Raw genomic sequence first — 22,895 nt, 5'->3', positions numbered from 1 at the left:
CCTATTTCTTCTCCCACAGGTACTCGCGGATCACGTGGTCCTTATCCATGCCTTTGCCCTCGAACTTAGTGATCACCTGGCGGTCCGTGAGCAACGGCGCGTCTTCCCACGGCCAGCCCTTGTAGGTGAGTTGTGGCTCAACGTTGACCAGCTCGTCGATCCACTCGGCGTAGTCGGCGTGGTCGGTGGCCACGTGTAGCACTCCGCCCGGCTTCAACCTGGTCGCAATCAGGTTCAACGTGCCGGACTGGATGATGCGGCGTTTGTGGTGGCGCGCCTTCGGCCACGGGTCCGGGAAGAAGATGCGTACGCCGTCAAGGGATTCGGGCGCGATCATGCGGGCGAGCACTTCGACGCCGTCGCCGCGGATCATGCGGATGTTGTCGATGTTGGCGCGCACTACCGATCCGAGCAGCTTGGCAAGGCCGGGTTTGTACAGCTCCACGGCGATAATGTTGGTGTCCGGTTCAAGCGGTGCCATGGCCGCGGTGGATGTGCCGGTACCGGAGCCGATCTCCAAGACCGTCTTTGCGTGGCGTCCGAACCAGGAATCGACGTCTAACTGTTCGTCGTTAAGCACTAGCCCTAACTTGGGCCAATGCTCTTCGAAGAGGGCCTCCTGGTTGTCGGTGAGCGTGCCGCGGCGGAAGGTGACGGAACCGAGGCGGGGGTAGTCGAGCCCGGTGTCGAACTCCGTTTGGAGTGGGCGACCATGCGGCAATTCGCCGGTGCCCGGGCGTTGAATTGGGGAATCAGGATTATTCATTGCGACAATTGTGCACGTGACGTGCGCGGATGCCAAATGGGCGCGCCTCTTGCGCCGCGTTGGAATTTTGGTGCGTACCCCCATTTGTTCACAGGTTTGTGCTGGGGTGATGCAACTTCCTGCCCGGTGTGGGTGGAGTTGGTTAGGCTGGGGCCGACGCACAAATTGGCCTAGCCCTGGCACAAGGAGACACAGTGACCGAGAGCACCACCGTCCAGCGACTCGAAGGCGAGCTGCCCACCGACAATGAGGCGCTGATCAAATGGATCAACAACGCCGTGGACATTTTCAACCCGGACCGTGTGGTGTTTGCGGACGGCTCCGACGAGGAGTGGGATCGCATGGCCGCCGACCTCGTGGAAAAAGGTACGCTGATCCGCCTCAATGAGGAAAAGCGCCCGAACTCCTTCCTGGCCCGTTCGAACCCGTCGGATGTGGCTCGCGTGGAATCGCGCACCTTTATCTCCACCCACAAGCAGGCGGACGCGGGTCCCACGAACAATTGGATGCGCCCGGACGCGCTGAAAGAAGAGATGCTCGAGCACTTCGACGGCGCAATGAAGGGCCGCACGATGTACGTCGTGCCGTTCTGCATGGGCCCGATCGACGATCCGGACCCGAAGCTGGGTGTACAGCTGACCGATTCCGAGTACGTGGTTATGTCCATGCGTGTGATGACGCGCATGGGCACCGAGGCACTGAACAAGATCCAGGGCGACAACTTCGTGCCGTGCCTGCACTCGGTGGGCGCGCCGCTTGAAGAGGGCGAAGAAGATGTCGCGTGGCCGTGCAACGAGACGAAGTACATCTCCCACTTCCCGGAGACCAAGGAAATTTGGTCCTACGGCTCGGGCTACGGCGGCAACGCGATCTTGGCGAAGAAGTGCTACGCACTGCGCATCGCTTCCGTGATGGCCAAGGAAGAGGGCTGGATGGCGGAGCACATGCTCATCCTCAAGCTCACCTCTCCGGAGGGCAAGGCCTACCACATCGCCGGCGCGTTCCCGTCCGCGTGTGGCAAGACCAACCTCGCCATGATCACCCCGACCCTCGAGGGCTGGTCGGCAGAGGTCGTCGGCGACGACATCGCATGGCTCAAGCTTCGCGACGACGGCCTGTACGCCGTGAACCCGGAGAACGGTTTCTTCGGTGTCGCGCCGGGCACGAACTACGCGTCCAACCCGATCGCGATGCGTGCCATGGAGCCGGGCAACACCCTGTTCACCAACGTTGCGCTGACCGATGACGGCGACGTCTGGTGGGAGGGCATGGACGGCGACGCTCCGGAGCACCTCATCGACTGGCGCGGCAAGGAGTGGACGCCTGACGACGAACGCAAGGCGGCCCATCCGAACTCCCGGTACTGCGTGCCGATTGCACAGTGCCCGAACGCTGCTCCCGAGTTCAACGACTGGCAGGGCGTGAAGATCGACGCCATCCTGTTCGGTGGGCGCCGCCCGGACACCGTCCCGCTGGTGACTGAGGCTTACGACTGGGAGCACGGCACCATGATCGGTGCGATGCTGTCCTCTGGGCAGACTGCGGCGTCTGTGGAGGCGAAGGTGGGAACCCTGCGCCATGACCCGATGGCGATGCTGCCGTTCATCGGCTACAACGTGGGCGACTACTTTCAGCACTGGATCGACATGGGTCGCCGCGGTGGCGACCGCATGCCGGCCGTGTTCCTTGTGAACTGGTTCCGCCGTGGCGACGACGGCCGCTTCCTGTGGCCGGGCTTCGGCGAGAACTCGCGCGTGCTGAAGTGGATCGTGGACCGCATCGAGGGCCGCGTAGGCGCAACCGAGACTGTCGTGGGCCACACCGCCCGCGCTGAGGACCTTGATCTTGAGGGCCTTGATACGCCGATCGAGGACGTGCGGGAGGCGCTCACTGCAGAGCCGGCGCTGTGGCGTGAGGATCTCCGCGACTCGCGTCAGTACCTCGAGGAGCTGGGTGCCCGCGTACCGCAGGAGATTTTCGACGAACTCGACCTCCTGTCCGGCCGCATCAAAGTGGCTACCCGCGTTCGCCGCGAAATGGAAGACCAGATCGCCGAGGCAGTATCCGCCGCGATCTCCGATGAGCGCAGCGCACGTTCCGCAGCGAAGGGTGCCAGCGCGAACTAGTGCTTGACCAGCACTAACACGAGGTTGGAGACAGCGAACTCGCGGAGAACAGGTACGCGAGTGAGCCACCATGCCCAGTGTGGGTGGTAGCGCGGGAACGCGAACGCAAACTGGCCGGTGGATTCAGCCCAGCGCAGCCCTTCCGCGGCGGACACGTTGAACAGCGATTCGCCGAAGACGTTCTTCGGCGGGCGGCCGTGGATGCGCTCGTAGCGGCGGCGGGCGAAATTACCGCCAATGTAGTGGGGGAGCACCCCAGTCTCGTGTCCGCCGAACGGCCCGAGCCACACGGTGTAGCTCAGGACAATCAACCCACCGGGCCTGGCCACGCGCAGCATCTCGTCGCCCATCTGCTCCCAGCCAGGGATGTGCTCCGCGACGTTTGAGGAATACACGATATCGAAGGCACTGTCGGCGAACGGCAGCGCACGAGCGTCGCCGCGCACCGCGCCGTAGCCGGTGATGCCGGCCGCGGACATCTCGGACACGTCGGGCTCGAGGCCGATATAGGCAGTGTCTGCGAATGCTTCGGCGAAATACCCGGGGCCGCCCCCGACATCGAGCACGCTGCGGCCGCGGAGAGGGGTGCCGGTAAGGTCGCGCAACAGGGCGTCGATAAGCAAATGTGTGTCCCGCGCCAAACCTTCGTAAAAAATGCGCGGCCGGAACTGCTCGTAGCCGAACGAGCGGAGCAAGCGCAGCGAACGGCGAAGCGTGGCAAGGCGGCGGGTACGGTACATAGCGATGAAGATACTGCTGATGTGCTGGCGCGACACCACCCACCCGCAAGGCGGTGGCTCGGAGCGCTACCTCGAGCGCGTCGGCGAGTACTTGGCGCGCGAGGGCCACGAGGTTATTTACCGGACGGCGAAGCACACGGATGCGCCGCGGCGCTCGCGCCGAAATGGCGTGCGCTACGAGCGCGCCGGCGGGAAATACGGCGTGTACGTGCTGGCGCCGCTGTCGATCTGGCGCAACCGGCCAGACATTATCGTGGATACGCAAAACGGCATCCCGTTCTTTGCGAGGCTCTTCACACGCCGGCCGGTGGTGCTGCTTACGCACCACTGCCACCGCGAGCAGTGGCCGGTGGCAGGCCCGATCATCGGGCGGTTGGGTTGGTTCCTGGAATCGCGGGTCGCGCCGCGCGTGTACCGAGGCGCCCAGTACGTGACGGTCTCGCAGGCCTCGAAGCGCGACCTGGTTGCGCTGGGCGTGCGCGGGCGCGACATTGAAATCGTGGAAAATGGAGTCGACGAGGTGCCACTTGACGGGCCATTGCTTCACGACGACGGACGTGTCCACCTCATCACCTTGTCCCGACTCGTTCCGCACAAGCGGATCGAGCTGGCTATCGATGCCGCGGCGCAGATCGACGGCGCGGTGCTGGATGTGGTGGGTTCCGGCTGGTGGGAGGACAACCTGCGCGAGTACGCGGCGCGGTACCCGTCCGACAAAGTGGTCTTCCACGGGCATGTCTCAGAGGCGCACAAGCACGCGCTGCTCGAACGCGCCCGGGTGCACCTCTTGCCGTCGGCGAAGGAGGGCTGGGGGATCGCGGTAATTGAGGCGGCTCAGCACGGGGTGCCTACCGTGGGGTTTGCTGATGCCGGCGGGGTGAACGAGTCGATCCGGGACGGAGAGACCGGCAGACTGGTGCGCGCTGACGAGGACTTCGCGGCCGTGGTGCGCGAGACGCTTGGCGCTGACATGGCAGACGCGGCGCGCGCGTTTGCGGCGCAGTTCTCCTGGGAAGCGACCGGCCGGAAGTTCTTGAGCGTGCTTAAAGCAGCTCGGTGGTCCAGTTGAGCTGCTGGATCTTCATATCCAACGCGCGGAAATCCTTGCTCATCTGATCGGCGCTGCGGCGCAGCTCCCCGACATCAAGCGTGGGCACGAACTTGATCTCGCTTCGGTTGTAGCGATCGCCGCGGATGGCGGCGGCATCGGCAACGGAGGTGTATATCCGGCGAGCGCGCAAGAACCCGTCGCGTCGCGCAATGGCGTCGGTAAGCGTCATACCCTCGTCGAATGGAGTGTTCGCGTTGGTGTGGTTGATCCGGCGAACCAAGATTTCGATCTCTTCGAGGAGTTGTTCTGCTTCTCTGAGCAATGCTTGGGGGTCTTCTGACGGGGTATCCCCTTCCTGGACGCGCGCGACTGCGTTGAGTCGGCCCTGCAGCTTGTTCAGCCGGTCCTGCGCTTCAGAACGGCGCGCGAGCGCTTCCGCCAACAACATGGCACAACCTCCTTGGTATCAGTCCCCGAGCCCACCCTCACGCGCGGAACTTCCAACGTCGCGGTAGTGCACTGTGCACCCCACCACTTCAGAGAGTTGGTTGGGGTTTGCGCTGTGCTGATGTGCTCCGTGCCGGTCGCTTTCTGTGCAGAAGTAGGTCTCGAACCTCTCTGCCCCGAGCGACCACCAGGGCGCCATGAGCCCCTCTTACCCTCGGGGCGGGGTTGACGTTCGCTAAGTTCGCGCGTTACCGACTAACGGGTAAAGATACCAGGCAGGGCTTAAGCGGCCTGGTTGGGGAAGAGCTCGCCCTTGGCCAGGCGGTCCTTCATCTCTGCCTCAACGAGCAGGGGAACGAAATCCTCGATCACGGCGTTGGCGTTGTGCTTGCGCACGACGGCATCGAACGCGTCGTGGAATTCGACCTCGTCGAACTTGTAGCCGTGCTCCTGGTACAGATCCTGGCGGATGTTGCGCAGGACGCGCTCGCGGATGATGGAGAAGTCAATGTTATTTATGTCGGTGTAGCTGCGCATGGTGTTGTTTCCTTTCGGTGATGTTCAGTGATGTTCGGTGATGTTTAGCGATCTGACCTGCCGAAGGCCAGGAAGTATGCGAGCGCCATTTCTTCAAGGCGATCGTCATCAAACTTGTCTGCGTCGAATTGCATCGGGGTGGCCTCCTTTCTCTAACTGCGGCTACGCTCAATTGCGTAACCTTGTGTTCATCTGGAGTTCACTTTAGAAGTGGCAGGTGGGCCATGCAAGGGCGTCCATCATTGGACCTCGCCATTAATGGGTTAAAAGCAACTAAGTTGCATGAACGTGCAGGTCAGAGGCCTAAAAGACTTAATATTTCCTAAGAGTGATCCTCGTCACACCAAAAAGCGGGGCGGCGCACCAGAGGGCGAAAAGCGCGATGCCGAGGGGTGGTAAACCCCGTTGTTCGGCACCGGTTTCTAGAAGATCTCCATCCGGGTACACCACCACTCCAATGCCCAAGGATTTGAGTGCTTCGAGATCGTTTTGCGCCCGCTGCGCCGCGAGCCACCGGGGCGAGGGAGGATCGGCAACGGTGCCGTCGACAAGCAAAAGCCCCGATTCGACCGCGTTCATGACTTTGGGGGCGGGGTCGACGACCACTCTGCCGCCGATGTCAATCAGCGCTGGGCGATCGGCGAAGAAGACGTCCCGGCCGCGGTGATCAATTGCAGGGAACTCGATGGCAGTGGGGGTGAGGGCGCGCAGCGCGAGCGGTGCGTCAGGGACCTGGAGGAGCGCCATTAACAGCGCAGTGCCAGCGAGTTTTGGGGTGAGCGCGCCGGCGGCGGCGGTGCAGGCGGGGAGGGTGAGGATGAGCCACTTTTGGGAGTCGCGAAGCAGGCCGGCGCCGGGGACGGTCTCGATGAGGGGGGCGAGCAGGCCCGCCCACGACGCGAGCGCGATGGCAAAGCCGATGCCGGCGAGCACAAGCCAGCGGGTGTTCACGGCGCGCCAGCCGAGTGCCAAGATGGCGAAGAGTCCGATGCCGAACAGAGCGAAACCGAGGTTGCGCGACTCCGGCACGGCGTCTGCGTTCCAGATCCCGCCGAGGCCGAGCAGCGCGCCGAGGGTGCCCACGAATGTCTCCGCGCGGGGGGCGAACAGGGCGGCAGAGGCGGCGCTCGAGGTGGCGGCGGCTGGGGTTAATAGGCCGGCAACCACCCATGGTGCGCAGGTCAGCGTCGTCGTGAGGAGGCCGCGCCACCCGCGCGCAAAGGTAGCGGCGGCGATCGCGCCGGTGGGTGTGAGCGAGGCGAGCCAGTGCGCCAACGTGGCTTGGGCGGGCGGCGCGAGCGCGACCGCGGGCAGCAGCCAAGCGGCGGCGACGAGCGACCAGTGGCCTTGAAGCAGGCGCTCGATAACGAACGGGTTCCACAGCAGCACCGTCATCGCGGCTGCTTTGCCCAGAGAAGACCGGCCGAGCCGGTACGCGCTCACAGCCGCGGCGATAGCTGCGCCAACCATGATCATGCGCAGCGCGAGCATCGGCCACGGCACGATCCCGAGCAGCGCGTCCTGCGGGACGTTGCGGGCGGCCAGATCGCCGTAGCCTAACGATGCCCGCGTGAGCGCCATCTGGTCAAACACCAGCATGTCGCGCAGCGCGAACGCCTCGCCAACGCCCGCCGGGACCAGAAACGGCCAGGTAACAGCCAGCACGAGCAGCGCGCCATAGGCCTTGAGCCCTGCGTCTACGCCCACAACGGCTCGTATACTGACCACATCGGAAAGACTAACGGAAAGACCCACACGCCCCCTGTGCTCCCTGTGCTCCCTGAGCTGGACGGGCTGCGCGCCGTCGCGGCGTTCGGGATCCTGACCACGCACGTCGCGTTTCAGGCCGGCACCGGCTCGCCGTTCTTGGAGCGCTTCGATTTCTTCGTACCCGTTTTCTATGCCCTCTCCGCGTTCCTCCTCGCACGCGGCGGCCAGCGCCCGGGCTATTACCGCCGTCGCGTCGCCCGCATCGCGCCCGCGTACCTGGTCTGCGTCGCTGTGGTGCTAGTGACGCTGCCGTCGCTGAGCACGGTCACAGCAAGCCAAGCCGCAGCCAACCTCGCCATGGTGCAGATCTACGTGCCGGGAGGGCTCATCGACGGCCTCACCCACATCTGGTCGCTCTGCGTCGAAGTCGCGTTCTACCTGGTCCTGCCGCTGTACTTGAAACTCGGGCAGCGCGGGCGCTGGGCCACGATTATGGCGGCGGTCCCGCTCGGCCTTTGCTGGCCCTGGCTCGTCTGGCCGTTCTACGACCCCGCCGTCCTCAACCTTCAGATCTGGCCGCCGTCGTTCGCCCCTTGGTTCGCCGTCGGCCTCGTCCTCGCCGAACTTGAACAATTAAACGTGCGCTACACCGGCCCCCGCTGGCCGTTCCCGCTCATCGGACTGGGCGTCGCCTGGTTCGCGGGCCTCATCGGCCCGCCGGGACTTGTCCATCCCACCCCGCAAGAATTCAACGCCCGCGTCATCTGCGGCACCATCTTCGCCGCGTGCTTCGTCGCGCCGTTCGCACTCGGCCCGCGCCTCAGCGGCACGTTCCTCTCCTCGCGCCCCATGGTCACCCTCGGTCGCTGGTCCTACTCCATATTCCTGTGGCACATGTCCGTGCTCTACTTCGCGTTTCCAGTCTTGGGGCTTTCGCTTTTCGACGCCCCCTTTATCCCGACTTGGGTTTTCACAGCTGTAGTCAGCGCGGCGGTCGGCTACGTCTCTTATGAGTTGGTGGAGGTGCCGGGGGCTCGGTTGGTGCTATCCGGCTGGTCTGGAAAAGCGAGGCACGCAACGGCAAAGCAACCGGCGAGCGCGAGCAGCCACGTATCGCCTGCGTAGTTCGGGTTCGGCCACGGGGCGCGCGCCAGCCACAGCCCAGCAAACGTCATCGCGCCGCCGGCCAGCCAACTACTCGGAATCAGTGTGAACCGGCGCACGGTCCAGGCAAGCGCGACGGACGCGGCGCCAATCAACGGATTCGCAACAACCACGACGAGCAGTGGCAAGGCTGCAAATGTTGATGTCGCAGATTCGTATCGCTCGTGTCGGCGCCGTGGCAGCCACAAACACGCAGCCAGCACGAGCAGCGAGAACACGCCGCCAAAGAAGAGGGTGCGCCGGTAAAGCTGGTCTCCTTCGTGCCACATGGTGAACTCGCCGCTGGTTCCGGCGGGGAGGCGAAACGCCTGGGCGCCGGCGTCGATAAGCAGAGGCTCGAGCTCCGTGCTGCCGACACTTGCCCGCAAACCGTTGTTGAACGCGCGGGTGGTGAGGATGATGCGGTCGGTGTCGGCTGCTTGTGCTTGACCAGCGAACGGCTCCCAGCTCGGCAGGACGAGTGGGGCGTGGGTGAGCATGATGGTTTCGGCGCTGGTGACCAGTTCGTGCTGGCCTGCGGGGAGGAAGACGGTGCCTTCGACCTCGCGGCCGTCGATGCGCGCCGGGGCGGAGAGTGTCCATTCGGCGTCGATGTCGGTGACGAAGCGGCGCTGCAGCACCTCGGTCGCGGGGAAGATGCGCTGGAAGAAGTAGGCGTCGCCGGGGCGGTCGACATCGACGATGCGGGAGATGCCCGCGTCGATTTCGGTGATGCCGACGGGTTCGGTGAGCGTGATGCGGCGCGCGCCGTTGGTCGCCAGCGTGCGCGGCTGCCCGCCGACGAGCGAGACGGTGCGATCCGGGCCATCGCCGGAGATGATGACCTCGGTGTTCGCGGTGGCGGTGATGGAAAAGGTGTCGGTTTGCGGCGTGAACTCAATGTAGGTGTCCGTGTCGCCGGGGGCGGGCCACCATGCGGTGTCCTCGAGTCCGTCGAACGCGGCGGTGAGAGATTTCGATGCATCGGTGCGGAAGGTGCCTGAGTCGGCGGCGGAGGAGGACGCGCGCGCCTCGCCCTCCATATGCACCTTGGTGCGACGGCTCTGGGAGACGTAGTCCTTCGCCGCGTTGTGCACGCTCTCGTCTTCCTCGGGCGTGGCCAGGTGCGCGGACTGCGCGCCGTTGCCGTAGTTACGGTTGGCCAGCGCCGGGGTATCGGTGACGATCGTGTGGCGCGGGTTTTCATCGCGGCGGTCCAGCATCACCGGGAAATAGCCCAGTTCGCGCCACAGCAGCGGCAGTCCCTCCCCGCCGACCTGGGCGCGCAGCGGTTCATCGGCGGTGATCATCATGTCGCGGTTCGTATCCAGCATGAAGATGTCGACGTCGCCGAAGCTCGCGGTCGGCTTGCCCAGGCTCGGCGTGGGGGTCTGGTGCTCGAGGTCGCGGCGCACCACGACCGCCCCCACACCGATCGAAAGCAGGGCTTGCTTATCGACGACTTCCACCTGCCCATCCAGACCCCGAATCGCTTCAGGATTCACCAGCGGGATCGCGTCGCGGAAGGCGAAGCGGGAACTGGTGAGGGCCTGAATCGGCTCGTCGCGGGTCCACCCCCACTCCTGGCGGGCGAAAGGGGCAGCCGGGACGACGAGGGTGCGGGTACCTGCGGCGTGCTCGTCGAGCCACTCGCCTGCGGCGATCCAATCGTCGCTGATCTCGTCCCAAGTGCCCTGGGGTAGAAGCCGCAGCGACCACGCGGGGGCGATCGCAATGGCCGCGGCGAGCAGGGCGGCGGTGGTTTTCGGCGCGGCGTGCTTGACGCTAAGCAGCCACCCGACGCCGAGCACCAGCGGTAGGCGCACCAAGGGATCGAATTTGTGCAGGTTGCGAAACGGCGCGAGCAGGGTGTCGTAGAGCGGGACCAGGAAATGCGCGCTGGCCAGCAGCGCGAACCCGACCGCGAAGATGGATATGAAGGCGCGGCGCTGCGGAAAGTCGGCGCGGGAGAGGCCAGCCAGCCCGAGCGCGGCGACGACGCAGGTAGCGATGATGAACGTCGGCTCCGCCACGAGCAGGAAACCGGCGAGACGCTCCGTTTCCACGAACGGTGCCCAGCTGGTGGTGCCGCGCAGGATCTCCACGGAGTTGAGCCAGGTGGTGGTGACGGTGGCGGACTCGATGTAATCCAAAAATGGCGCCGAATATGCGCCGAGCACGAACAGCGGCCCGATCCACCACGCGGACACGACCATCGCTCCAGCGGTGAACCAACACAGCTTGCCAAACTTCCCCCGCGCGAGCAGATACACCGCCGCCGGCGCGCACGCCGCGATAGTGGCGGTGGCGTTCACCCCGCCCATCAGCGCGACCGGAACTACAGCCGCGGCAACGTTCGGGCGCTTACCCACCAACGGCACCAGCGTCCAGGGCACCAGCGCCACCGGCCACGCCTCCGACGAGATCGCAGTGAGCGTGGTCAGAATGCGCGGCGACAGCGCATAGAGCACCGCGGCGGTAACGGCCGGCAGTGTCGCGGTGATCCCGATGCGCCGAGCCAAGACCAGCGGGCCGGAATATGCGATGGATAACAGCAGCGCCCACCAGATGCGTTGCGCGACCCAATCCGGCACGTGCAGCCAGTCCGCCAGCAAGAAGAACGGGCCCTGGGGGAAGAGGTAACCGTAGGCCTGGTTCTGTACCTGGCCGAGCGGAAACTCATCGGTATAAATGTGCAGCGCGTTGCGCAGAAAGCCTGCCGGGTTGGCGGTGAGGTCGAACTTGGTGTCAGCGGCGATCTGGCCCGGGGGTTGCAACAACGCGAGCAGGGTCAGCGCCAGCCACCCGAGCCAGTGTGTGCGCATCTAGTCCCGCGAGCCGTACTCCGGGCCGCCGAGGACAGCTTCGTCAGCGGGCACCGCGCCGCCGGTAGGCACCGTGGTCTGGCCGGAAAACGCGGCGATGCCGAGCACCCCCACTACGCCCAGCACCACGCCTACAACGGCGCTGGCGAGCACCGAGGACACCGAGGACACCGAGGACACCGCGACGCTACCAGCTTCGTCGGCGTTGTCGAGGTCGATGGTGACTCGGTAAGACATGCGTAGGAGCCTACCAGCGGATCGTGCGAATCCCTGCGTAGAGTGGCTTCAGGTATGCGGCAGGAAAGGAGCGACAAGTTGCGTTTGCAAAGCTCAGCAGCAGTTGCGCTTGCCTGCGCGCTCACGGTGGCGTCGATAAGCGCATGCTCGCTTGACGACGACACGCCAGCTCCTGCCACCTCTGAAGCTTCTCCCACGAGTGAGCCCCCGCCGCCACCGCCACAGCCATCTCCGACCGCAGAGGATCGGGTGCCGCAGGACCTGCGAGCGAAGGTGGCGTCGCTGATGGTGGTTGGGGTGTCGAACTACGACCAGGCCCGGTTTGCGCTCGATCAGGGCGCGGGTGGGTTGATCATTCCCAGCTGGGCGGATCCGGGTCTGCTCACCGACGAGGGGCGCAACATCAACGCTTTGCGTGCCGAGTACGACCGGCCCTTCTCGGTGGCGATCGACTTCGAGGGCGGGCGCGTGCAGCGCCACAGCGGCGTGCTCGGGGACTTCATGCCGCCGCGGGTGCTGGCTGGCATGCCGCCTGAGGTGATTCAGGGCACCGGGTACGACATCGGGGTCTCGCTGCGCGCTCACGGCATCAACGTGGATTACGCGCCGCTGTTGGACCTCGACGTGACTAATTTGGACATTGTCGGCGACCGTTCGTTCCACGGAGCTCCCGATGAGGTTGTCCGGATCGGTGGCCTGTTTTCGCAAGGGCTTTTCGACGCCGGTGTGACACCTACGTTCAAGCACTTTCCCGGCCATGGGCGCGCCTCAGGCGACACGCACCATCAGCTCGCGATCACCCCGCCTCTGGAAGATGTGCGCGGTTTGGACATGGTTCCTTACGGCCCGCTGCTGGAGCGCTTCCCACACGCGAGTGTGATGATGGGCCACATGATCGTGCCCGGGATGGGTGAAGACGGTGTGCCGAGTTCGCTGAACCCCGAGGCGTACCGCGTGCTGCGCGAGGGGGACTATCCGGGTGGCGTGCCTTTCAACGGGGTGGTGGTCACCGACGATCTCTCCGGAATGCGGGGGCTTTTGGACTACACCCCAACACCGGAAGCAGTAAAGCGGGCAATCGTCGCCGGCGCAGATCAAGCGCTCTGGTCATCCGGCACCGACCTGCCGTACATCATCGACCTGGTAACTGGCGCGGTGATGTCTGGAGAGATCCCGATGGCGCGCGTTGACGAGGCTGCCACGCGCGTGCAGCAGCAGCTTATCGACGGTGGGTTGTAGCGCGAACACAGTAAATCGAACGGCTCTCGATTACCCTGATATGGGTGAGTACGGTAAATGCGACAACGCAGCGCTTAGGGCGCGGCGGCAAGATCGCGCTCGGCGTGGTGCTGGGCGCGCTTGCGGTGCTCCTTGCCATCTACGTAGCCGACCTGGCGTTTAACCGAGGCAATGTGCCTCGCGGGACTGAGGTTGGCGGCGTGGCTATCGGGGGGATGAGTCCGGCTGAGGCGGAGGCCAAGCTCGAGCAGGAGCTTGGCGGCGTTGAGAAGAACGCAGTGGAGATTCGCGCAGGGAGCCAGCGTTCGACGCTGGTGCCGGAGGCGGCAGGCCTTGCGGTGGACTGGCCAGCCACAGTAGAGGCTGCCGGGGTGGAACCGATGAACCCGTTCATTCGACTGCGCAACCTGATCTCCACCCGTGAGGTCGACGTGGTGACCACCGTGGATGAGGCGCGGTTCGCGCCCGAGATCGACCGCGTGAACGGTGAACTTCGGGTGGAGCCCATCGACGGCTCGATTGCAGTCGAAAACGGCCGCGCAGTCGAACACGCGCCCGAGAACGGCCAGGACGTGACTAACGAGGTGCTTCGCGAATACGTGACCGGTCAGTGGCTGCGGCCTGAGGGTGTGGAGATCACCAAGCTTGAGACGCTGACCCCCGCGATTGATGAAAGCGTGTTGAAGGATGCCATGCAAGGCCCGGTTCGTTCAGCCCTAGACGGTCCCCTGACGGTCCGCGGCAAGCGGCACGGCGACGGCGAGGGCGAAGTGGCGGCGTCCATTCCGCAGGAGCGACTCGGCGAGATCGTGGAGTTCCCCGTGGTGGACGGCAAGATAACACCACTGGTCCATCCCGAGGCGGCGGAGGCGATTTTCGCTGAGCAGCTCAAAGAAACCGAAACCGAGAAGCAAAACGCCCGGGTCCTTGCCAGCGGCGGGGTGGAGCCGTCGGTCGACGGCATCGTGGTCGACTGGGGCAAGACACTGGAGCGTTTCGAAGACCGCCTCCTCGGAGACTCCCCGCGAGACTGGGAGGCCACCTACAAGGAGGAACCTGCGAACTTCACCACGGATATGGCGCAGAACGCGACCTTCGACCAGGTGGTAGGTTCCTTCACCACGGGCGGATACTCGGGTGCTTCCGGCACTAACATCGGCATCGTCGCCCGGGCGGTCAACGGTGCGATCGTGAACCCGGGTGAGACCTTCTCGCTGAACGGCCACACCGGTCCGCGCGGCGCCGCACAGGGGTACGTGGAGTCCGGCATCATCCTGAACGGCCGCGCGGACACCGCGGTCGGCGGCGGCATCTCGCAATTCGCGACCACGCTCTACAACGCGTCTTACTTCGCCGGCATGACGGACATCGCGCACACCGCGCACTCGTACTACATCTCCCGCTACCCGGCAGGGCGCGAGGCGACGGTCTACGAGGGTGCGATCGACCTGCAGTTCCGCAACGATTCGCCGCACCCGGTGAAGATCGAGACCTCGGTCGGTGGGGGAGAGGTCACCGTCAACCTCATGGGCGTGAAGACGGTGAACGTCGAATCCGTCAACGGCGGTCGCTGGGCGCACACTTCTCCCCAGGAACAGGTGGTCACCGGGTCGAGCTGTATCCCGTCTTCGGGCATCCCGGGCTTCACCACGTCCGACACCCGCATCATCAGTGACCTGAGTGGCAACGAAATCAAGCGCGAAACCCAGACCACGGTGTACAGCCCGCAGCCGATCGTCCGCTGCGGCGATGGTGGCGATTCCGGTCCAGCACCTGCACCGGAACCGCCGGAAGGCGAGTAACAGTTAGTACTCGTCCAGTGGGGCGTTCGCCATTTCGTCGGCAAGCGCGTCCATGATGCGCCAGCCGAGCTGCGGCGCACCCTCCGGGACGAAGGCGGTGTGATCGCGGCGGGCGAGGGCTTGGATTACTGCGCCGTACGGGGACAACGGGCCGTCGAAAAGCGAAATGCCCATGACTTCCTTCCGGTCCCGCCGGAACCCCTTGCCGGTGCGCAGCAGGATGCGGGTGCGCTCCCAACCTGGCAGCGACGAAGCGATCTCGAGCTGCACCAGGGTTTCCGTCTCGCGGGCCGGGTCGACACCCGGCAAGGTAGGTGGCGGGCACGCGCAGGTCCTGATCCACATTGGCCTGCACAGCATCATCGACCTGTGTCTGGTAATCGTCCACGTCCTGACGCCCGGAGCCGATGACTTCCATCTCCGCGCCGCTGGCTGCGATGTACTCGCCAAGTCCTGGCAGCAGCAGCCGCATCGCCAGGTCGCTCGTGCCTCCAAGAATGATGAAAGAGATCATGCCGTCAGGCTACGCGCGGGCGGCTGATTCCGGCGGCTCGTGCTCACCGGGAGCCCGCTCCAGGCCCCACCGGGTCAACTCCGCCAAGAGAGGATCGCGCGGCATCAGCGGGTGCAAAGGTGCGTAGCCGTCGTAGAAATCGGCGACGTTGATGTTCGCTACGTCTGCGCCGTCGATAGGCAAAAGCTCCGATGCTGAAGTCGGGGTGACCACCGTATCCGCCGGCGAGTACAGCGAGGTGTACATGACGCGCGGATCGGTGTCCGGCACGTTCGAGCGCTCGGTGGACCACGGCGAACCTGCGAGTTGCTGCGAAGCGCCGCGGGTGGCAAACAGCATGCCCAGCCACGGCCAGCGCGTGAGCAGCGGATGCAGCCAGCTCACTCGGCCGTGAAAGTCGGTGCCGTGGAAGTTGCCGCCGAGCGCCACGACGCGCCGCACCTTGTCCGCCCCTCCGTCGCCGATGTAAAGCTTCACCATCAGTCCGCCTTGCGAGTGCGCCACAATGTCCACCTGCTCAGCGCCCGTCTCGGCCAGCACGTGGTCGACGTTTTCTGCAACGTCTCCGACAATCTCGTCTAGGTCGCCGATGCCGAAGAACCCCGGCGCAATCATGTCGCCGTAGTCGTAGCCCCACACCCAAAACCCGTGGTCGCGCAGGTGCTCCGCGTTCTGCCGAAACGCCATCGTCCGGCTATTGATCCCGTGTACGTACAGCACCGGAGTCTCGTGCGCGGGCACAAAATCCGGGTCGTTGAACGGCGAGGCGGGGCGCCGCTTGAGCCCCAGCGAGGCGCCGACCAGCCACAGCAGGGCAATCACAAGTCTCATACAGAGCATTTTGCTTGACGACGGTTGCGCTAGACCAAGCGGTCTGTTATTCTCGCTTCCACGATCCAGAAGCTCGACGAATGCCTCCCGGCACGTCGACTGGCAACCGCGCGATTCGCGCACGGTGCCCCCGGGAGAAGATCGGCCGGTGACTTGCAAACCTGCGCACCGGAAGTGCGAATTCCATAAGGAGAACACATGTCTGATGACATGTTCATGCCCGACGACTGGGTGCCAGCGACGCTCATCAACGTCGCCGACACCACCGTGACATTCAGTGCGGCAGGAGCCACGGTTGTGAGGGAGCTGCCATCACTCATCTCGGCGGTGTTTTACGTGTGCACTCTGAACAAGCCGTTTGAATTTTCCGCGGCGCGGAATGCGGTGCGAACGGCGGACGGCGAAGAATGGGAGTTCCCGGCTCCTCCTGCTCCACGCAGGGTGGTGGACAAGGACGAATGCCAAAGTCTTTCGCCGGGGCACAAACCGCACTGGGTGCCCGCTCTGCGCTCATTCCGCGAGCCCGGCGAGAAGGTGCCGGTCACTCTGATCAGCGTGGAGGGAAAGAAGCTCACCTTCGCCACTCCCGATGGGAAGCTGACCGTCTATAACCATGACCCCGAACGCTGCAGCCGCGCGATCGAGTACCTCCCGGACTGGAAGCTCCTTAAAGGGCCATTGAAACGCAACGAGCATGGCCACCAAAGCTACGAGATGAACAGCGTGTCCCTGCACCCCCTGAGTGACTGCACTGCGAAGAAAATTTGAGCCGGCGACGAGAATCGAACTCGCACTCTCAGCTTGGGAAGCTGATGTTCTACCACTAAACTACGCCGGCACTGGTCACGCGGACCTTTGGCTCACTCTAGCACCGCGCCACCGGAGCCCAAAAAGTGGCAGTTACAATCACAACTGTGCTGCTCTCTGATCATGACATCCGCGACGCGATTGACTCCGGCCGCCTCGGCATCGACCCGTTCGATGCATCTCTGATCCAGCCGAGCTCGATCGACGTGCGGATGGACAACCTCTTCCGCGTGTTCAAAAACTCGAAGTACACCCACATCGATCCGAAGCTGGAGATGCCGGATCTCACCGAGCTCGTCGAGGTGCCCGAGGACGAATCCTTCGTCCTCCACCCCGGCGAATTCGTCCTTGCTGCAACGCTGGAGCGGTTCACGCTGCCCGCTGACCTCGCGGGTCGCCTTGAAGGCAAGTCCTCGCTCGGCCGTCTCGGCCTGCTCACGCACTCCACCGCAGGATTTATCGATCCGGGTTTCTCCGGGCACATCACCCTGGAGCTGTCGAATGTGGCCAACCTCCCGATCACACTGTGGCCGGGCATGAAGGTGGGCCAGCTCGCACTGTTCGCCATGACTTCGGCGGCAGAAACTCCTTACGGCTCGTCGCAGCTTGGCTCGAAGTATCAGGGTCAGCGCGGGCCAACACCGTCGAAGGCCTACCTCAACTTTCGGTAGCGTGGGGGTCAAGGCAGTTTCGCTTGACGACGAAAGGTGTTCCCCATGACTAACCCGAACGAGCTTCACATTTCTGCTGCTGGCGATAAGCACGCCAAGGGCGGCTGCGGTTGTGGCCACCACGCGAAGAAGGCCGAAGGCATGCACTCCTGCGGCTGCGAGCCGAGCAGCTGCCAGTGCGGCCACAACCACGGGGCCCACGATGAGGACGCCGACAAGGACTTCTCCGATCCGGACGTGACCCGCGCAGATGGCACCAACCCGGCAGTGCGCACCGTCGACGAGGGCGAAGGCCACAACCCGAACGCCGGTTGGAACGACGGCATCCGTCCCACCGAGGGCGGCGACGCCGCCGCAAGCGGTGCAAGCGACAACGACAAGGATCAGATCAACTAGACGGCGCGCGCCCGTTCGATCATCGGCATAATGGTGACTTATGCGTATGACGGTGATTGGAACGGGTTACCTCGGTGCCACCCACGCAGCCTGCATGGCTGAACTGGGACACGAAGTGCTCGGCGTGGATGTGGACGAGGCAAAAATCGAAGCGCTGAAGAACGGCCGCGTGCCGTTCTACGAGCCGGGTCTGCCCGAGGTGCTTGAGCGCAATCTTGAGGCCGGCCGCCTCGACTTCACCACCGACTACGAGCGCGTCGCGGAGTTTGCCAACGTCCACTTCATCGGTGTTGGCACCCCGCAGCAGCGCGGATCCTACGCTGCCGATACCCGCTACGTCGAGGCCGTGATCGAGGACCTCGTGCCCAAGCTCGAGGGCAATCACATCATCTTTGGTAAATCGACTGTGCCGGTTGGCACCGCAGCCGCGCTGCAGGAGCGTGCCGACGAGCTCGCGGCCGAGGCTGGCAACAAAGCGAGCGTAGAAATCGCGTGGAACCCCGAGTTCTTGCGCGAGGGCTACGCGGTGAAGGACACCATCGAGCCGGACCGCATCGTAGTTGGCGTGCGCGGCAAGGACACCAACGCTGAGCAGGCGGCTCGCGAAGTCTACGCCCAAGCACTTGAGAACGAGACCCCGTTCATCGTCACGGATCTGCAGACAGCCGAGCTGGTCAAGGTCTCTGCAAACGCCTTCTTGGCCACCAAAATTTCCTTCATCAACGCCGTCTCGGAAGTTTGCGAGATCGTGGGGGCCGACGTCACCCAGCTCGCCGATGCCATTGGCTACGACGACCGCATTGGCCGCAAGTTCCTCGGAGCCGGTCTCGGTTTTGGCGGTGGCTGCCTGCCGAAGGACATCCGCGCGTTCATGGCGCGCGCCGGTGAGGTCGGTGCTGACCAAGCCTTGACTTTCCTCCGCGAGGTGGACGCGATCAACATGCGCCGTCGCCAGCGGATCGTGGACCTCTCCCGGGAGATGCTGGGCAGCCTCATCGGCAAGCGCATCACCGTCCTCGGAGCGGCATTCAAACCGAACTCCGATGACGTCCGCGATTCGCCGGCACTTGCGGTGGCGGGCCAGCTGTCCCTCGCCGGCGCTTCGGTACGCATCTTCGACCCGCAGGCGATGGAGAACGCGAAGAAGGTCTTCCCGACGCTGGATTACGCAACCTCGCTCGACGATGCACTCCGCGGCGCGGAACTTGTCATCCTCGCCACCGAGTGGGCCGAGTTCAAGGAGCTCGACCCGAAGCACGCTGCCGAGCTGGTCGCAGAGCAGCGCATTATCGACGGCCGCAACGTCCTGCCCGTCGACGCGTGGCAGTCCGCAGGCTGGGAGATTCGTGCTTTGGGGCGCAGCCTGTAAGGGGATTTCATCCCTTCGTGTTCAGCGCAGAGAGCAGCGTCGCTCCAACAGCGACCGTCTGCGCTAAGCATCTGGCTGCGTTGAGCGAGTTCCACCGGGACTCAAAGTTCGCGCGTATCTCGGACACCGCAACCTGGCTTCTGAGCGCATTGTCAAGGTAGTTGTTCAGTGGGACGTTCCCGGCAACGGTGATACCTAGTGCGACGAGAGAGGCTGTTGCAGCGAGAAGCGTCCATCTGGTCGGGACGAGGATGGCCAGTAACACCGAGGCCAGCGGTGCAAGCGCGAAAACTGACAGGAAACGGGGGTTGAGGATCGCCTGGTTGATGCCTGCGAAGACCTCGACGTATTGATCATCGGGTAAGTACGCGAAGCTCTTTCGAGTACTGACATCGAATGCAAAGTACAGGCCGCTGAGCAGCCCGCCGGTGACGGTTGCGCAAAGCGCCACTGCACCGGTGACGACGGGAAGATTCATCTACGCGTCCTTCCACTTTTGAAGAACGGTGCCAACCGTCTCAGGCAGCGCCGTCGTGGCCGAGATCGATTTCGAGGCGCAGGGTGCGAGCAAGCCATCGCTGTCCGCCCGGTACATCTGGGCAAGGCTGTGGGCGACACCGGTCGAAAAGCCAGCCCGTTCAAGTTCGGCCTCCCACGCCTCCTCGGGGATCTCAATGACCGCCACTTCTTCGTGAAGCTGCTCCGCAATCACACCGGCCACGTCCCGTTCGGTGTAGCTCGGACCGATGATGTCAACTGGCTCCGAAGACGCGGGAGGGATCATCAGATTACGCGCAGCGAAGACACCGATATCCTTGGTCGCTACCATCGGCTTCGGCTCATCCGCTGCGCCGAAAACGGGGTAAACCCCCTCTTCGAGTACTACCGGCAACACGTCCTGAAGCTTCTCCTGAAAGTGCCCCGGTCGAAGGGCGGTGACCAGGGGAGTAGCGGACAGGAGCGCCTGCTCCATTCGGTGTAGTCCTGTGATTGGGCCCGTTGAATGCTCGAGTTGGGCGCCTCCCGACGAGAGCATGACGACGTGAGGGACGTTCGCGGATTCAACCGCAGTGCACACGGATGCGATGACTGCATCTGCGTATCCGTCGAGGTCTTCTGCACCGAAATGGAATGGGAGCAACGCGAAGAATCCCTCCGCACCTTTCAGTGCCCCTGTCAGTTTTGCGCTGTCGAGCAGGTCAACAGCGACTGTCTCTGCGCCTTGTGCTGACCAAGTTTTCAGGGCTTCTTCTGATCTAGCGAGAGCTCGAACGGGTTGATCGTGCTTGAGAAGTTCGGCGACAACGTTGGATCCAACGCGTCCCGTCGAACCAGAAATGACAAACATCGGGGCCTCTTTCGTGGAGTAGGGATGGTTACGGGGACTGGCTCAATTCACCGTAGGAATCGCCAGCGACCGCCAGTAGGCCCGTCAGTTCATCTTTCTTTGCCGATCGTTCGGGTATGTGGAACCCACAGCTCAGAGAGTGCGATCATCGTTCTATGCATGTGAAACCGGAGGTGGCGCACTTTCTCAGACAGCTTCGTATGAGCGGGGTGTTCTACTGCAATACGACTGCGCGCGGTGACTGGGGCCTGCAGATGCCCGTTGATCCCCAATGCCTGAGCTTTCACGTGGTCACCGAGGGCTCATGCTGGTTGATCTCAGACGGCATGCCGAAGCTTCAACTCCAGGAAGGAGATGTTGCTCTCGTTCAGCTCGGAAGGGAGCACATGCTTGCAGCCAATCCGGATAGAACGGTAGCTCCTCGGGTCGATCAATTGCCCCAGAGGTATCTCAGCGAGAACTACTCAATCGTCAACGTAGGTTGCGACGGCTTATTCACGCGGTTGCTCTGCGGAATGCTGAGCTTTGACGCTCCAGATGTTCACAACATCGTGCAGTCCCTACCGCCTGTGGTCTCTGCGAGTGGCATGAACCTGAACAACGATTCGTCCGTCGTGAAGCTGGTCGGTCTCTTGGCCGACGAACTGTCCGAAGACAGGTTGGGCGGGGAGGCCGTAGCGGTGCGATTGGCCGACATCATCGTGGTGCAGATCATTCGAGAATGGCTCTCCGAGGAAAGCTCCTTCGAACCTGGGCTCATCGCGGGATTAGCTGATCCTGCGATTGGGCGGGTCCTGCACGCGATTCACGATGAACCAGAAAAACCGTGGGCGATCGCAGACATGGCAAGACTTTCTGCCATGTCACGCACCTCGTTTATCGAGCGATTTCGCGAGGTCGTTGGAGTGGCACCGGCAGCGTATGTGACGAACTGGCGCATGGAGGTGGCGAAAACCCGATTGATTGAGACCAACGAGCCGATCGCAGTAGTTGGTTCTTCGGTGTCGTATTCTTCCGAATCTGCCTTCTCCAAAGCGTTCGCTCGCACCGTCGGGATCTCACCTAGCGCGTACAGGCAGACGGCGCGCGAGCAGTCGCGTTAGTGCTGGTGGTAATCAGAGAGGAAGTTGCCGAGGCGCTCGATCGCGTTTTCCAGCTGTGATGCCCACGGCAAAAACACCACGCGGAAGTGGTCCGGGGTGGGGTAGTTGAAGCCGGTTCCTTGGACCATGAGGATCTTCTCGCTCTTGAGCAGGTCGAGCATGAAGCGTTCGTCGTCGTGGATTTCGTACATCTCAGTGTCGATCTTCGGGAAGCAGTACATCGCGCCCTTCGGCTCGACCACCGAAACGCCAGGGATCTCGCGAAGCTTAGCGACGGCGACGTCACGCTGCTTCCGCAACCTGCCGCCTCGCCCGGTCAGTTCGTAGATCGACTGGCGGCCCCCGAGCGCCACCTGGATCGCGTGCTGGCCGGGCACGTTTGAGCACAGGCGCGTGCCGCTCAGCAGATCCAGGCCCTCGATAAAGCCTGCGGCGCGGCGGCGGGGACCGGTGATGATCATCCACCCAGCGCGGTACCCGCAGACACGGTACGCCTTAGACAAGCCGTTGAACGTGACAGTGATCAAGTCCGGGGCGACCTCAGCCATGGAGACGTGCTGGGCGTCGTCGTAGAGAACGCGGTCGTAGATTTCGTCGGCAAGCACCATGAGCTCATGCTCGCGCGCAATGTTGGCGATGCCCTCCAGTACTTCCCGCGAGTAGACCGCGCCAGTCGGGTTGTTGGGGTTGATCACCACGATGGCTTTGGTCTTATCGGTGACCTTCGCGCGGATGTCCTCAAGATCCGGGTTCCAGTCGTTGTCCTCATCGCACATGTAGTGGACGACCTTGCCGCCGGCGAGCGTGGACGCGGCGGTCCACAGCGGGTAGTCGGGGGCGGGGATGAGGATCTCGTCGCCGTCGTTCAGCAGGGCCTGGGTGACCATGGTGATCAGCTCGCTGACCCCGTTGCCCAGGTAGACATCGTCGACGTCGAACGCGGGGAAGTCGTCGATCATCTCGTAGCGGGTGACCACTGCGCGGCGGGCCGAGATAATGCCTTTGGAGGTGGTGTAGCCCTGGGAGGTGGGCAGGTTTGCGATCATGTCGCGCATGATCACGTCCGGCGCTTCGAAGCCGAACACGGCCGGGTTACCGGTGTTCAGTTTCAAGATCGTGTGGCCGTCGCGCTCCATTTGCTCGGCCGTGGCGGACACGGGCCCGCGGATGTCGTAGAACACATCCTTGAGTTTGTTCGCCTGATCGAAATGCCGGTGCTTGTCACTCATGCAC

At 63.7% G+C, this 22,895-nt stretch carries 22 protein-coding genes, 1 tRNA gene and 1 riboswitch; of the genes, 10 read left to right on the top strand and 13 right to left on the bottom strand.

From position 1 onward, the window contains the following. Position 1: 1 nt before the first annotated feature. Complete coding sequence (gene trmB, locus CGLAU_RS11320; RefSeq protein ID WP_095661192.1) at positions 2-766, bottom strand: tRNA (guanosine(46)-N7)-methyltransferase TrmB; 765 nt, start codon at positions 764-766, stop codon at positions 2-4. A gap of 194 nt (positions 767-960) precedes the next feature. Between trmB and CGLAU_RS11315 the strand changes: the two genes are divergently transcribed. Beyond that, entirely contained in the window at positions 961-2,892 is a 1,932-nt protein-coding gene (locus CGLAU_RS11315; protein WP_095660795.1) for a phosphoenolpyruvate carboxykinase (GTP), read from the top strand. Here the strand turns inward: CGLAU_RS11315 and CGLAU_RS11310 are convergent. Further along, positions 2,889-3,632 carry a class I SAM-dependent methyltransferase gene (locus CGLAU_RS11310; RefSeq protein WP_095660794.1) on the bottom strand — a complete coding sequence of 248 codons (744 nt, stop codon included), beginning with the start codon at positions 3,630-3,632 and terminating at the stop codon, positions 2,889-2,891. The genes CGLAU_RS11315 and CGLAU_RS11310 overlap by 4 nt on opposite strands. A 4-nt stretch (positions 3,633-3,636) precedes the next feature. Here CGLAU_RS11310 and CGLAU_RS11305 point away from each other — a divergent pair, with 4 nt between their 5' ends. Further along, complete coding sequence (locus CGLAU_RS11305) at positions 3,637-4,701, top strand: glycosyltransferase family 4 protein (RefSeq protein ID WP_095660793.1); 1,065 nt, start codon at positions 3,637-3,639, stop codon at positions 4,699-4,701. Here CGLAU_RS11305 and CGLAU_RS11300 read toward each other — a convergent pair. The 3 genes from CGLAU_RS11300 to CGLAU_RS11290 form a co-directional block, all read right to left on the bottom strand. Then, positions 4,676-5,131 (bottom strand): DIP1984 family protein, encoded by a 456-nt coding sequence (locus CGLAU_RS11300; protein ID WP_095660792.1) that lies wholly within the window; start codon positions 5,129-5,131, stop codon positions 4,676-4,678. The two genes, CGLAU_RS11305 and CGLAU_RS11300, sit on opposite strands and share 26 nt — an antisense overlap. Positions 5,132-5,412: 281 nt before the next feature. After that, positions 5,413-5,667, bottom strand: a complete 255-nt coding sequence (locus CGLAU_RS11295) for a three-helix bundle dimerization domain-containing protein (protein ID WP_095660791.1) — start codon at positions 5,665-5,667, stop codon at positions 5,413-5,415. A 312-nt stretch (positions 5,668-5,979) separates the two neighbouring features. Continuing rightward, positions 5,980-7,374 (bottom strand): MmpA family trehalose lipid delivery protein, encoded by a 1,395-nt coding sequence (locus CGLAU_RS11290; protein WP_095660790.1) that lies wholly within the window; start codon positions 7,372-7,374, stop codon positions 5,980-5,982. Between the two features lie 57 nt (positions 7,375-7,431). Here CGLAU_RS11290 and CGLAU_RS11285 point away from each other — a divergent pair, with 57 nt between their 5' ends. Further along, on the top strand, positions 7,432-8,502 hold the full coding sequence (locus tag CGLAU_RS11285; protein WP_198304937.1) for an acyltransferase family protein: 1,071 nt from the start codon (positions 7,432-7,434) through the stop codon (positions 8,500-8,502). Here CGLAU_RS11285 and CGLAU_RS11280 read toward each other — a convergent pair. Together CGLAU_RS11280 and CGLAU_RS11275 are read right to left on the bottom strand one after the other, a co-directional pair. Further along, the gene (locus CGLAU_RS11280; RefSeq protein ID WP_157731378.1) at positions 8,385-11,345 is read right to left on the bottom strand and encodes an alpha-(1->3)-arabinofuranosyltransferase domain-containing protein; all 2,961 of its coding nucleotides are present in this window, start codon (positions 11,343-11,345) and stop codon (positions 8,385-8,387) included. The two genes, CGLAU_RS11285 and CGLAU_RS11280, sit on opposite strands and share 118 nt — an antisense overlap. Next, on the bottom strand, positions 11,346-11,582 hold the full coding sequence (locus CGLAU_RS11275; RefSeq protein ID WP_095660789.1) for a DUF2613 family protein: 237 nt from the start codon (positions 11,580-11,582) through the stop codon (positions 11,346-11,348). A 78-nt stretch (positions 11,583-11,660) separates the two neighbouring features. On the opposite strand from CGLAU_RS11275, the gene CGLAU_RS11270 reads away from it, so the two are divergent. Together CGLAU_RS11270 and CGLAU_RS11265 are read left to right on the top strand one after the other, a co-directional pair. Beyond that, a complete protein-coding gene (locus CGLAU_RS11270; RefSeq protein ID WP_232507116.1) occupies positions 11,661-12,821 on the top strand; it encodes a glycoside hydrolase family 3 N-terminal domain-containing protein in 1,161 nt (386 codons plus the stop codon). A 44-nt stretch (positions 12,822-12,865) separates the two neighbouring features. Further along, positions 12,866-14,623, top strand: coding sequence for a VanW family protein (locus CGLAU_RS11265; RefSeq protein WP_232507115.1), 1,758 nt, complete (start codon positions 12,866-12,868; stop codon positions 14,621-14,623). A gap of 3 nt (positions 14,624-14,626) precedes the next feature. Here CGLAU_RS11265 and CGLAU_RS11260 read toward each other — a convergent pair whose 3' ends face one another. Together CGLAU_RS11260 and CGLAU_RS11255 are read right to left on the bottom strand one after the other, a co-directional pair. Continuing rightward, entirely contained in the window at positions 14,627-14,968 is a 342-nt protein-coding gene (locus CGLAU_RS11260) for a hypothetical protein (protein WP_157731376.1), read from the bottom strand. Positions 14,969-15,146: 178 nt separating this feature from the next. Next, entirely contained in the window at positions 15,147-15,968 is an 822-nt protein-coding gene (locus CGLAU_RS11255; RefSeq protein WP_095660785.1) for an esterase/lipase family protein, read from the bottom strand. A 62-nt stretch (positions 15,969-16,030) separates the two neighbouring features. Beyond that, a riboswitch (SAM riboswitch) is annotated at positions 16,031-16,151 on the top strand. Between the two features lie 15 nt (positions 16,152-16,166). Between CGLAU_RS11255 and CGLAU_RS11250 the strand changes: the two genes are divergently transcribed. Then, the gene (locus tag CGLAU_RS11250) at positions 16,167-16,736 is read left to right on the top strand and encodes a hypothetical protein (protein ID WP_095660784.1); all 570 of its coding nucleotides are present in this window, start codon (positions 16,167-16,169) and stop codon (positions 16,734-16,736) included. On the opposite strand, the gene CGLAU_RS11245 is transcribed toward CGLAU_RS11250, so the two are convergent. After that, positions 16,736-16,806 (bottom strand) — tRNA-Gly (locus tag CGLAU_RS11245). The genes CGLAU_RS11250 and CGLAU_RS11245 overlap by 1 nt on opposite strands. Before the next feature lie 76 nt (positions 16,807-16,882). Between CGLAU_RS11245 and dcd the strand changes: the two genes are divergently transcribed. Genes dcd through CGLAU_RS11230 form a run of 3 tightly spaced genes read left to right on the top strand, consistent with a single transcriptional unit; the run spans position 16,883 to position 19,211 of the window. Then, positions 16,883-17,446, top strand: coding sequence for a dCTP deaminase (dcd, locus tag CGLAU_RS11240; RefSeq protein ID WP_095660783.1), 564 nt, complete (start codon positions 16,883-16,885; stop codon positions 17,444-17,446). A gap of 45 nt (positions 17,447-17,491) precedes the next feature. After that, complete coding sequence (locus tag CGLAU_RS11235; RefSeq protein WP_095660782.1) at positions 17,492-17,842, top strand: hypothetical protein; 351 nt, start codon at positions 17,492-17,494, stop codon at positions 17,840-17,842. Between the two features lie 40 nt (positions 17,843-17,882). Beyond that, positions 17,883-19,211 (top strand): UDP-glucose dehydrogenase family protein, encoded by a 1,329-nt coding sequence (locus CGLAU_RS11230; RefSeq protein WP_095660781.1) that lies wholly within the window; start codon positions 17,883-17,885, stop codon positions 19,209-19,211. A gap of 7 nt (positions 19,212-19,218) precedes the next feature. Here the strand turns inward: CGLAU_RS11230 and CGLAU_RS11225 are convergent, their stop codons facing one another. Together CGLAU_RS11225 and CGLAU_RS11220 are read right to left on the bottom strand one after the other, a co-directional pair. Continuing rightward, on the bottom strand, positions 19,219-19,689 hold the full coding sequence (locus CGLAU_RS11225) for an anthrone oxygenase family protein (RefSeq protein ID WP_095660780.1): 471 nt from the start codon (positions 19,687-19,689) through the stop codon (positions 19,219-19,221). Beyond that, positions 19,690-20,559 carry an NAD(P)H-binding protein gene (locus CGLAU_RS11220; protein WP_095660779.1) on the bottom strand — a complete coding sequence of 290 codons (870 nt, stop codon included), beginning with the start codon at positions 20,557-20,559 and terminating at the stop codon, positions 19,690-19,692. 116 nt (positions 20,560-20,675) lie between these two features. Between CGLAU_RS11220 and CGLAU_RS11215 the strand changes: the two genes are divergently transcribed. Beyond that, complete coding sequence (locus tag CGLAU_RS11215; RefSeq protein ID WP_095660778.1) at positions 20,676-21,662, top strand: AraC family transcriptional regulator; 987 nt, start codon at positions 20,676-20,678, stop codon at positions 21,660-21,662. Here the strand turns inward: CGLAU_RS11215 and CGLAU_RS11210 are convergent. Continuing rightward, positions 21,659-22,891: a pyridoxal phosphate-dependent aminotransferase gene (locus tag CGLAU_RS11210; protein ID WP_095660777.1), complete on the bottom strand. Its 1,233-nt coding sequence runs from the start codon at positions 22,889-22,891 to the stop codon at positions 21,659-21,661. The genes CGLAU_RS11215 and CGLAU_RS11210 overlap by 4 nt on opposite strands. Positions 22,892-22,895: the final 4 nt, after the last annotated feature.

Origin of the sequence: Corynebacterium glaucum, assembly GCF_002287505.1 — a bacterium.
Taxonomy (GTDB): domain Bacteria; phylum Actinomycetota; class Actinomycetes; order Mycobacteriales; family Mycobacteriaceae; genus Corynebacterium; species Corynebacterium glaucum.
The sequence above is the reverse complement of the archived record's forward strand: the minus strand, read 5'-3'. Positions and strand labels throughout refer to the sequence as shown.

Coding starts and splice junctions, on each gene's coding strand:
- trmB (WP_095661192.1), bottom strand. CDS start 766: ATGAATAATCCTGATTCCCCAATTCAACGCCCGGGCACCGGCGAATTG.
- CGLAU_RS11310 (WP_095660794.1), bottom strand. CDS start 3,632: ATGTACCGTACCCGCCGCCTTGCCACGCTTCGCCGTTCGCTGCGCTTG.
- CGLAU_RS11305 (WP_095660793.1), top strand. CDS start 3,637: ATGAAGATACTGCTGATGTGCTGGCGCGACACCACCCACCCGCAAGGC.
- CGLAU_RS11300 (WP_095660792.1), bottom strand. CDS start 5,131: ATGTTGTTGGCGGAAGCGCTCGCGCGCCGTTCTGAAGCGCAGGACCGG.
- CGLAU_RS11295 (WP_095660791.1), bottom strand. CDS start 5,667: ATGCGCAGCTACACCGACATAAATAACATTGACTTCTCCATCATCCGC.
- CGLAU_RS11280 (WP_157731378.1), bottom strand. CDS start 11,345: ATGCGCACACACTGGCTCGGGTGGCTGGCGCTGACCCTGCTCGCGTTG.
- CGLAU_RS11275 (WP_095660789.1), bottom strand. CDS start 11,582: ATGTCTTACCGAGTCACCATCGACCTCGACAACGCCGACGAAGCTGGT.
- CGLAU_RS11260 (WP_157731376.1), bottom strand. CDS start 14,968: ATGTGGATCAGGACCTGCGCGTGCCCGCCACCTACCTTGCCGGGTGTC.
- CGLAU_RS11255 (WP_095660785.1), bottom strand. CDS start 15,968: ATGAGACTTGTGATTGCCCTGCTGTGGCTGGTCGGCGCCTCGCTGGGG.
- CGLAU_RS11250 (WP_095660784.1), top strand. CDS start 16,167: ATGTCTGATGACATGTTCATGCCCGACGACTGGGTGCCAGCGACGCTC.
- CGLAU_RS11235 (WP_095660782.1), top strand. CDS start 17,492: ATGACTAACCCGAACGAGCTTCACATTTCTGCTGCTGGCGATAAGCAC.
- CGLAU_RS11230 (WP_095660781.1), top strand. CDS start 17,883: ATGCGTATGACGGTGATTGGAACGGGTTACCTCGGTGCCACCCACGCA.
- CGLAU_RS11225 (WP_095660780.1), bottom strand. CDS start 19,689: ATGAATCTTCCCGTCGTCACCGGTGCAGTGGCGCTTTGCGCAACCGTC.
- CGLAU_RS11220 (WP_095660779.1), bottom strand. CDS start 20,559: ATGTTTGTCATTTCTGGTTCGACGGGACGCGTTGGATCCAACGTTGTC.
- CGLAU_RS11215 (WP_095660778.1), top strand. CDS start 20,676: ATGTGGAACCCACAGCTCAGAGAGTGCGATCATCGTTCTATGCATGTG.
- CGLAU_RS11210 (WP_095660777.1), bottom strand. CDS start 22,891: ATGAGTGACAAGCACCGGCATTTCGATCAGGCGAACAAACTCAAGGAT.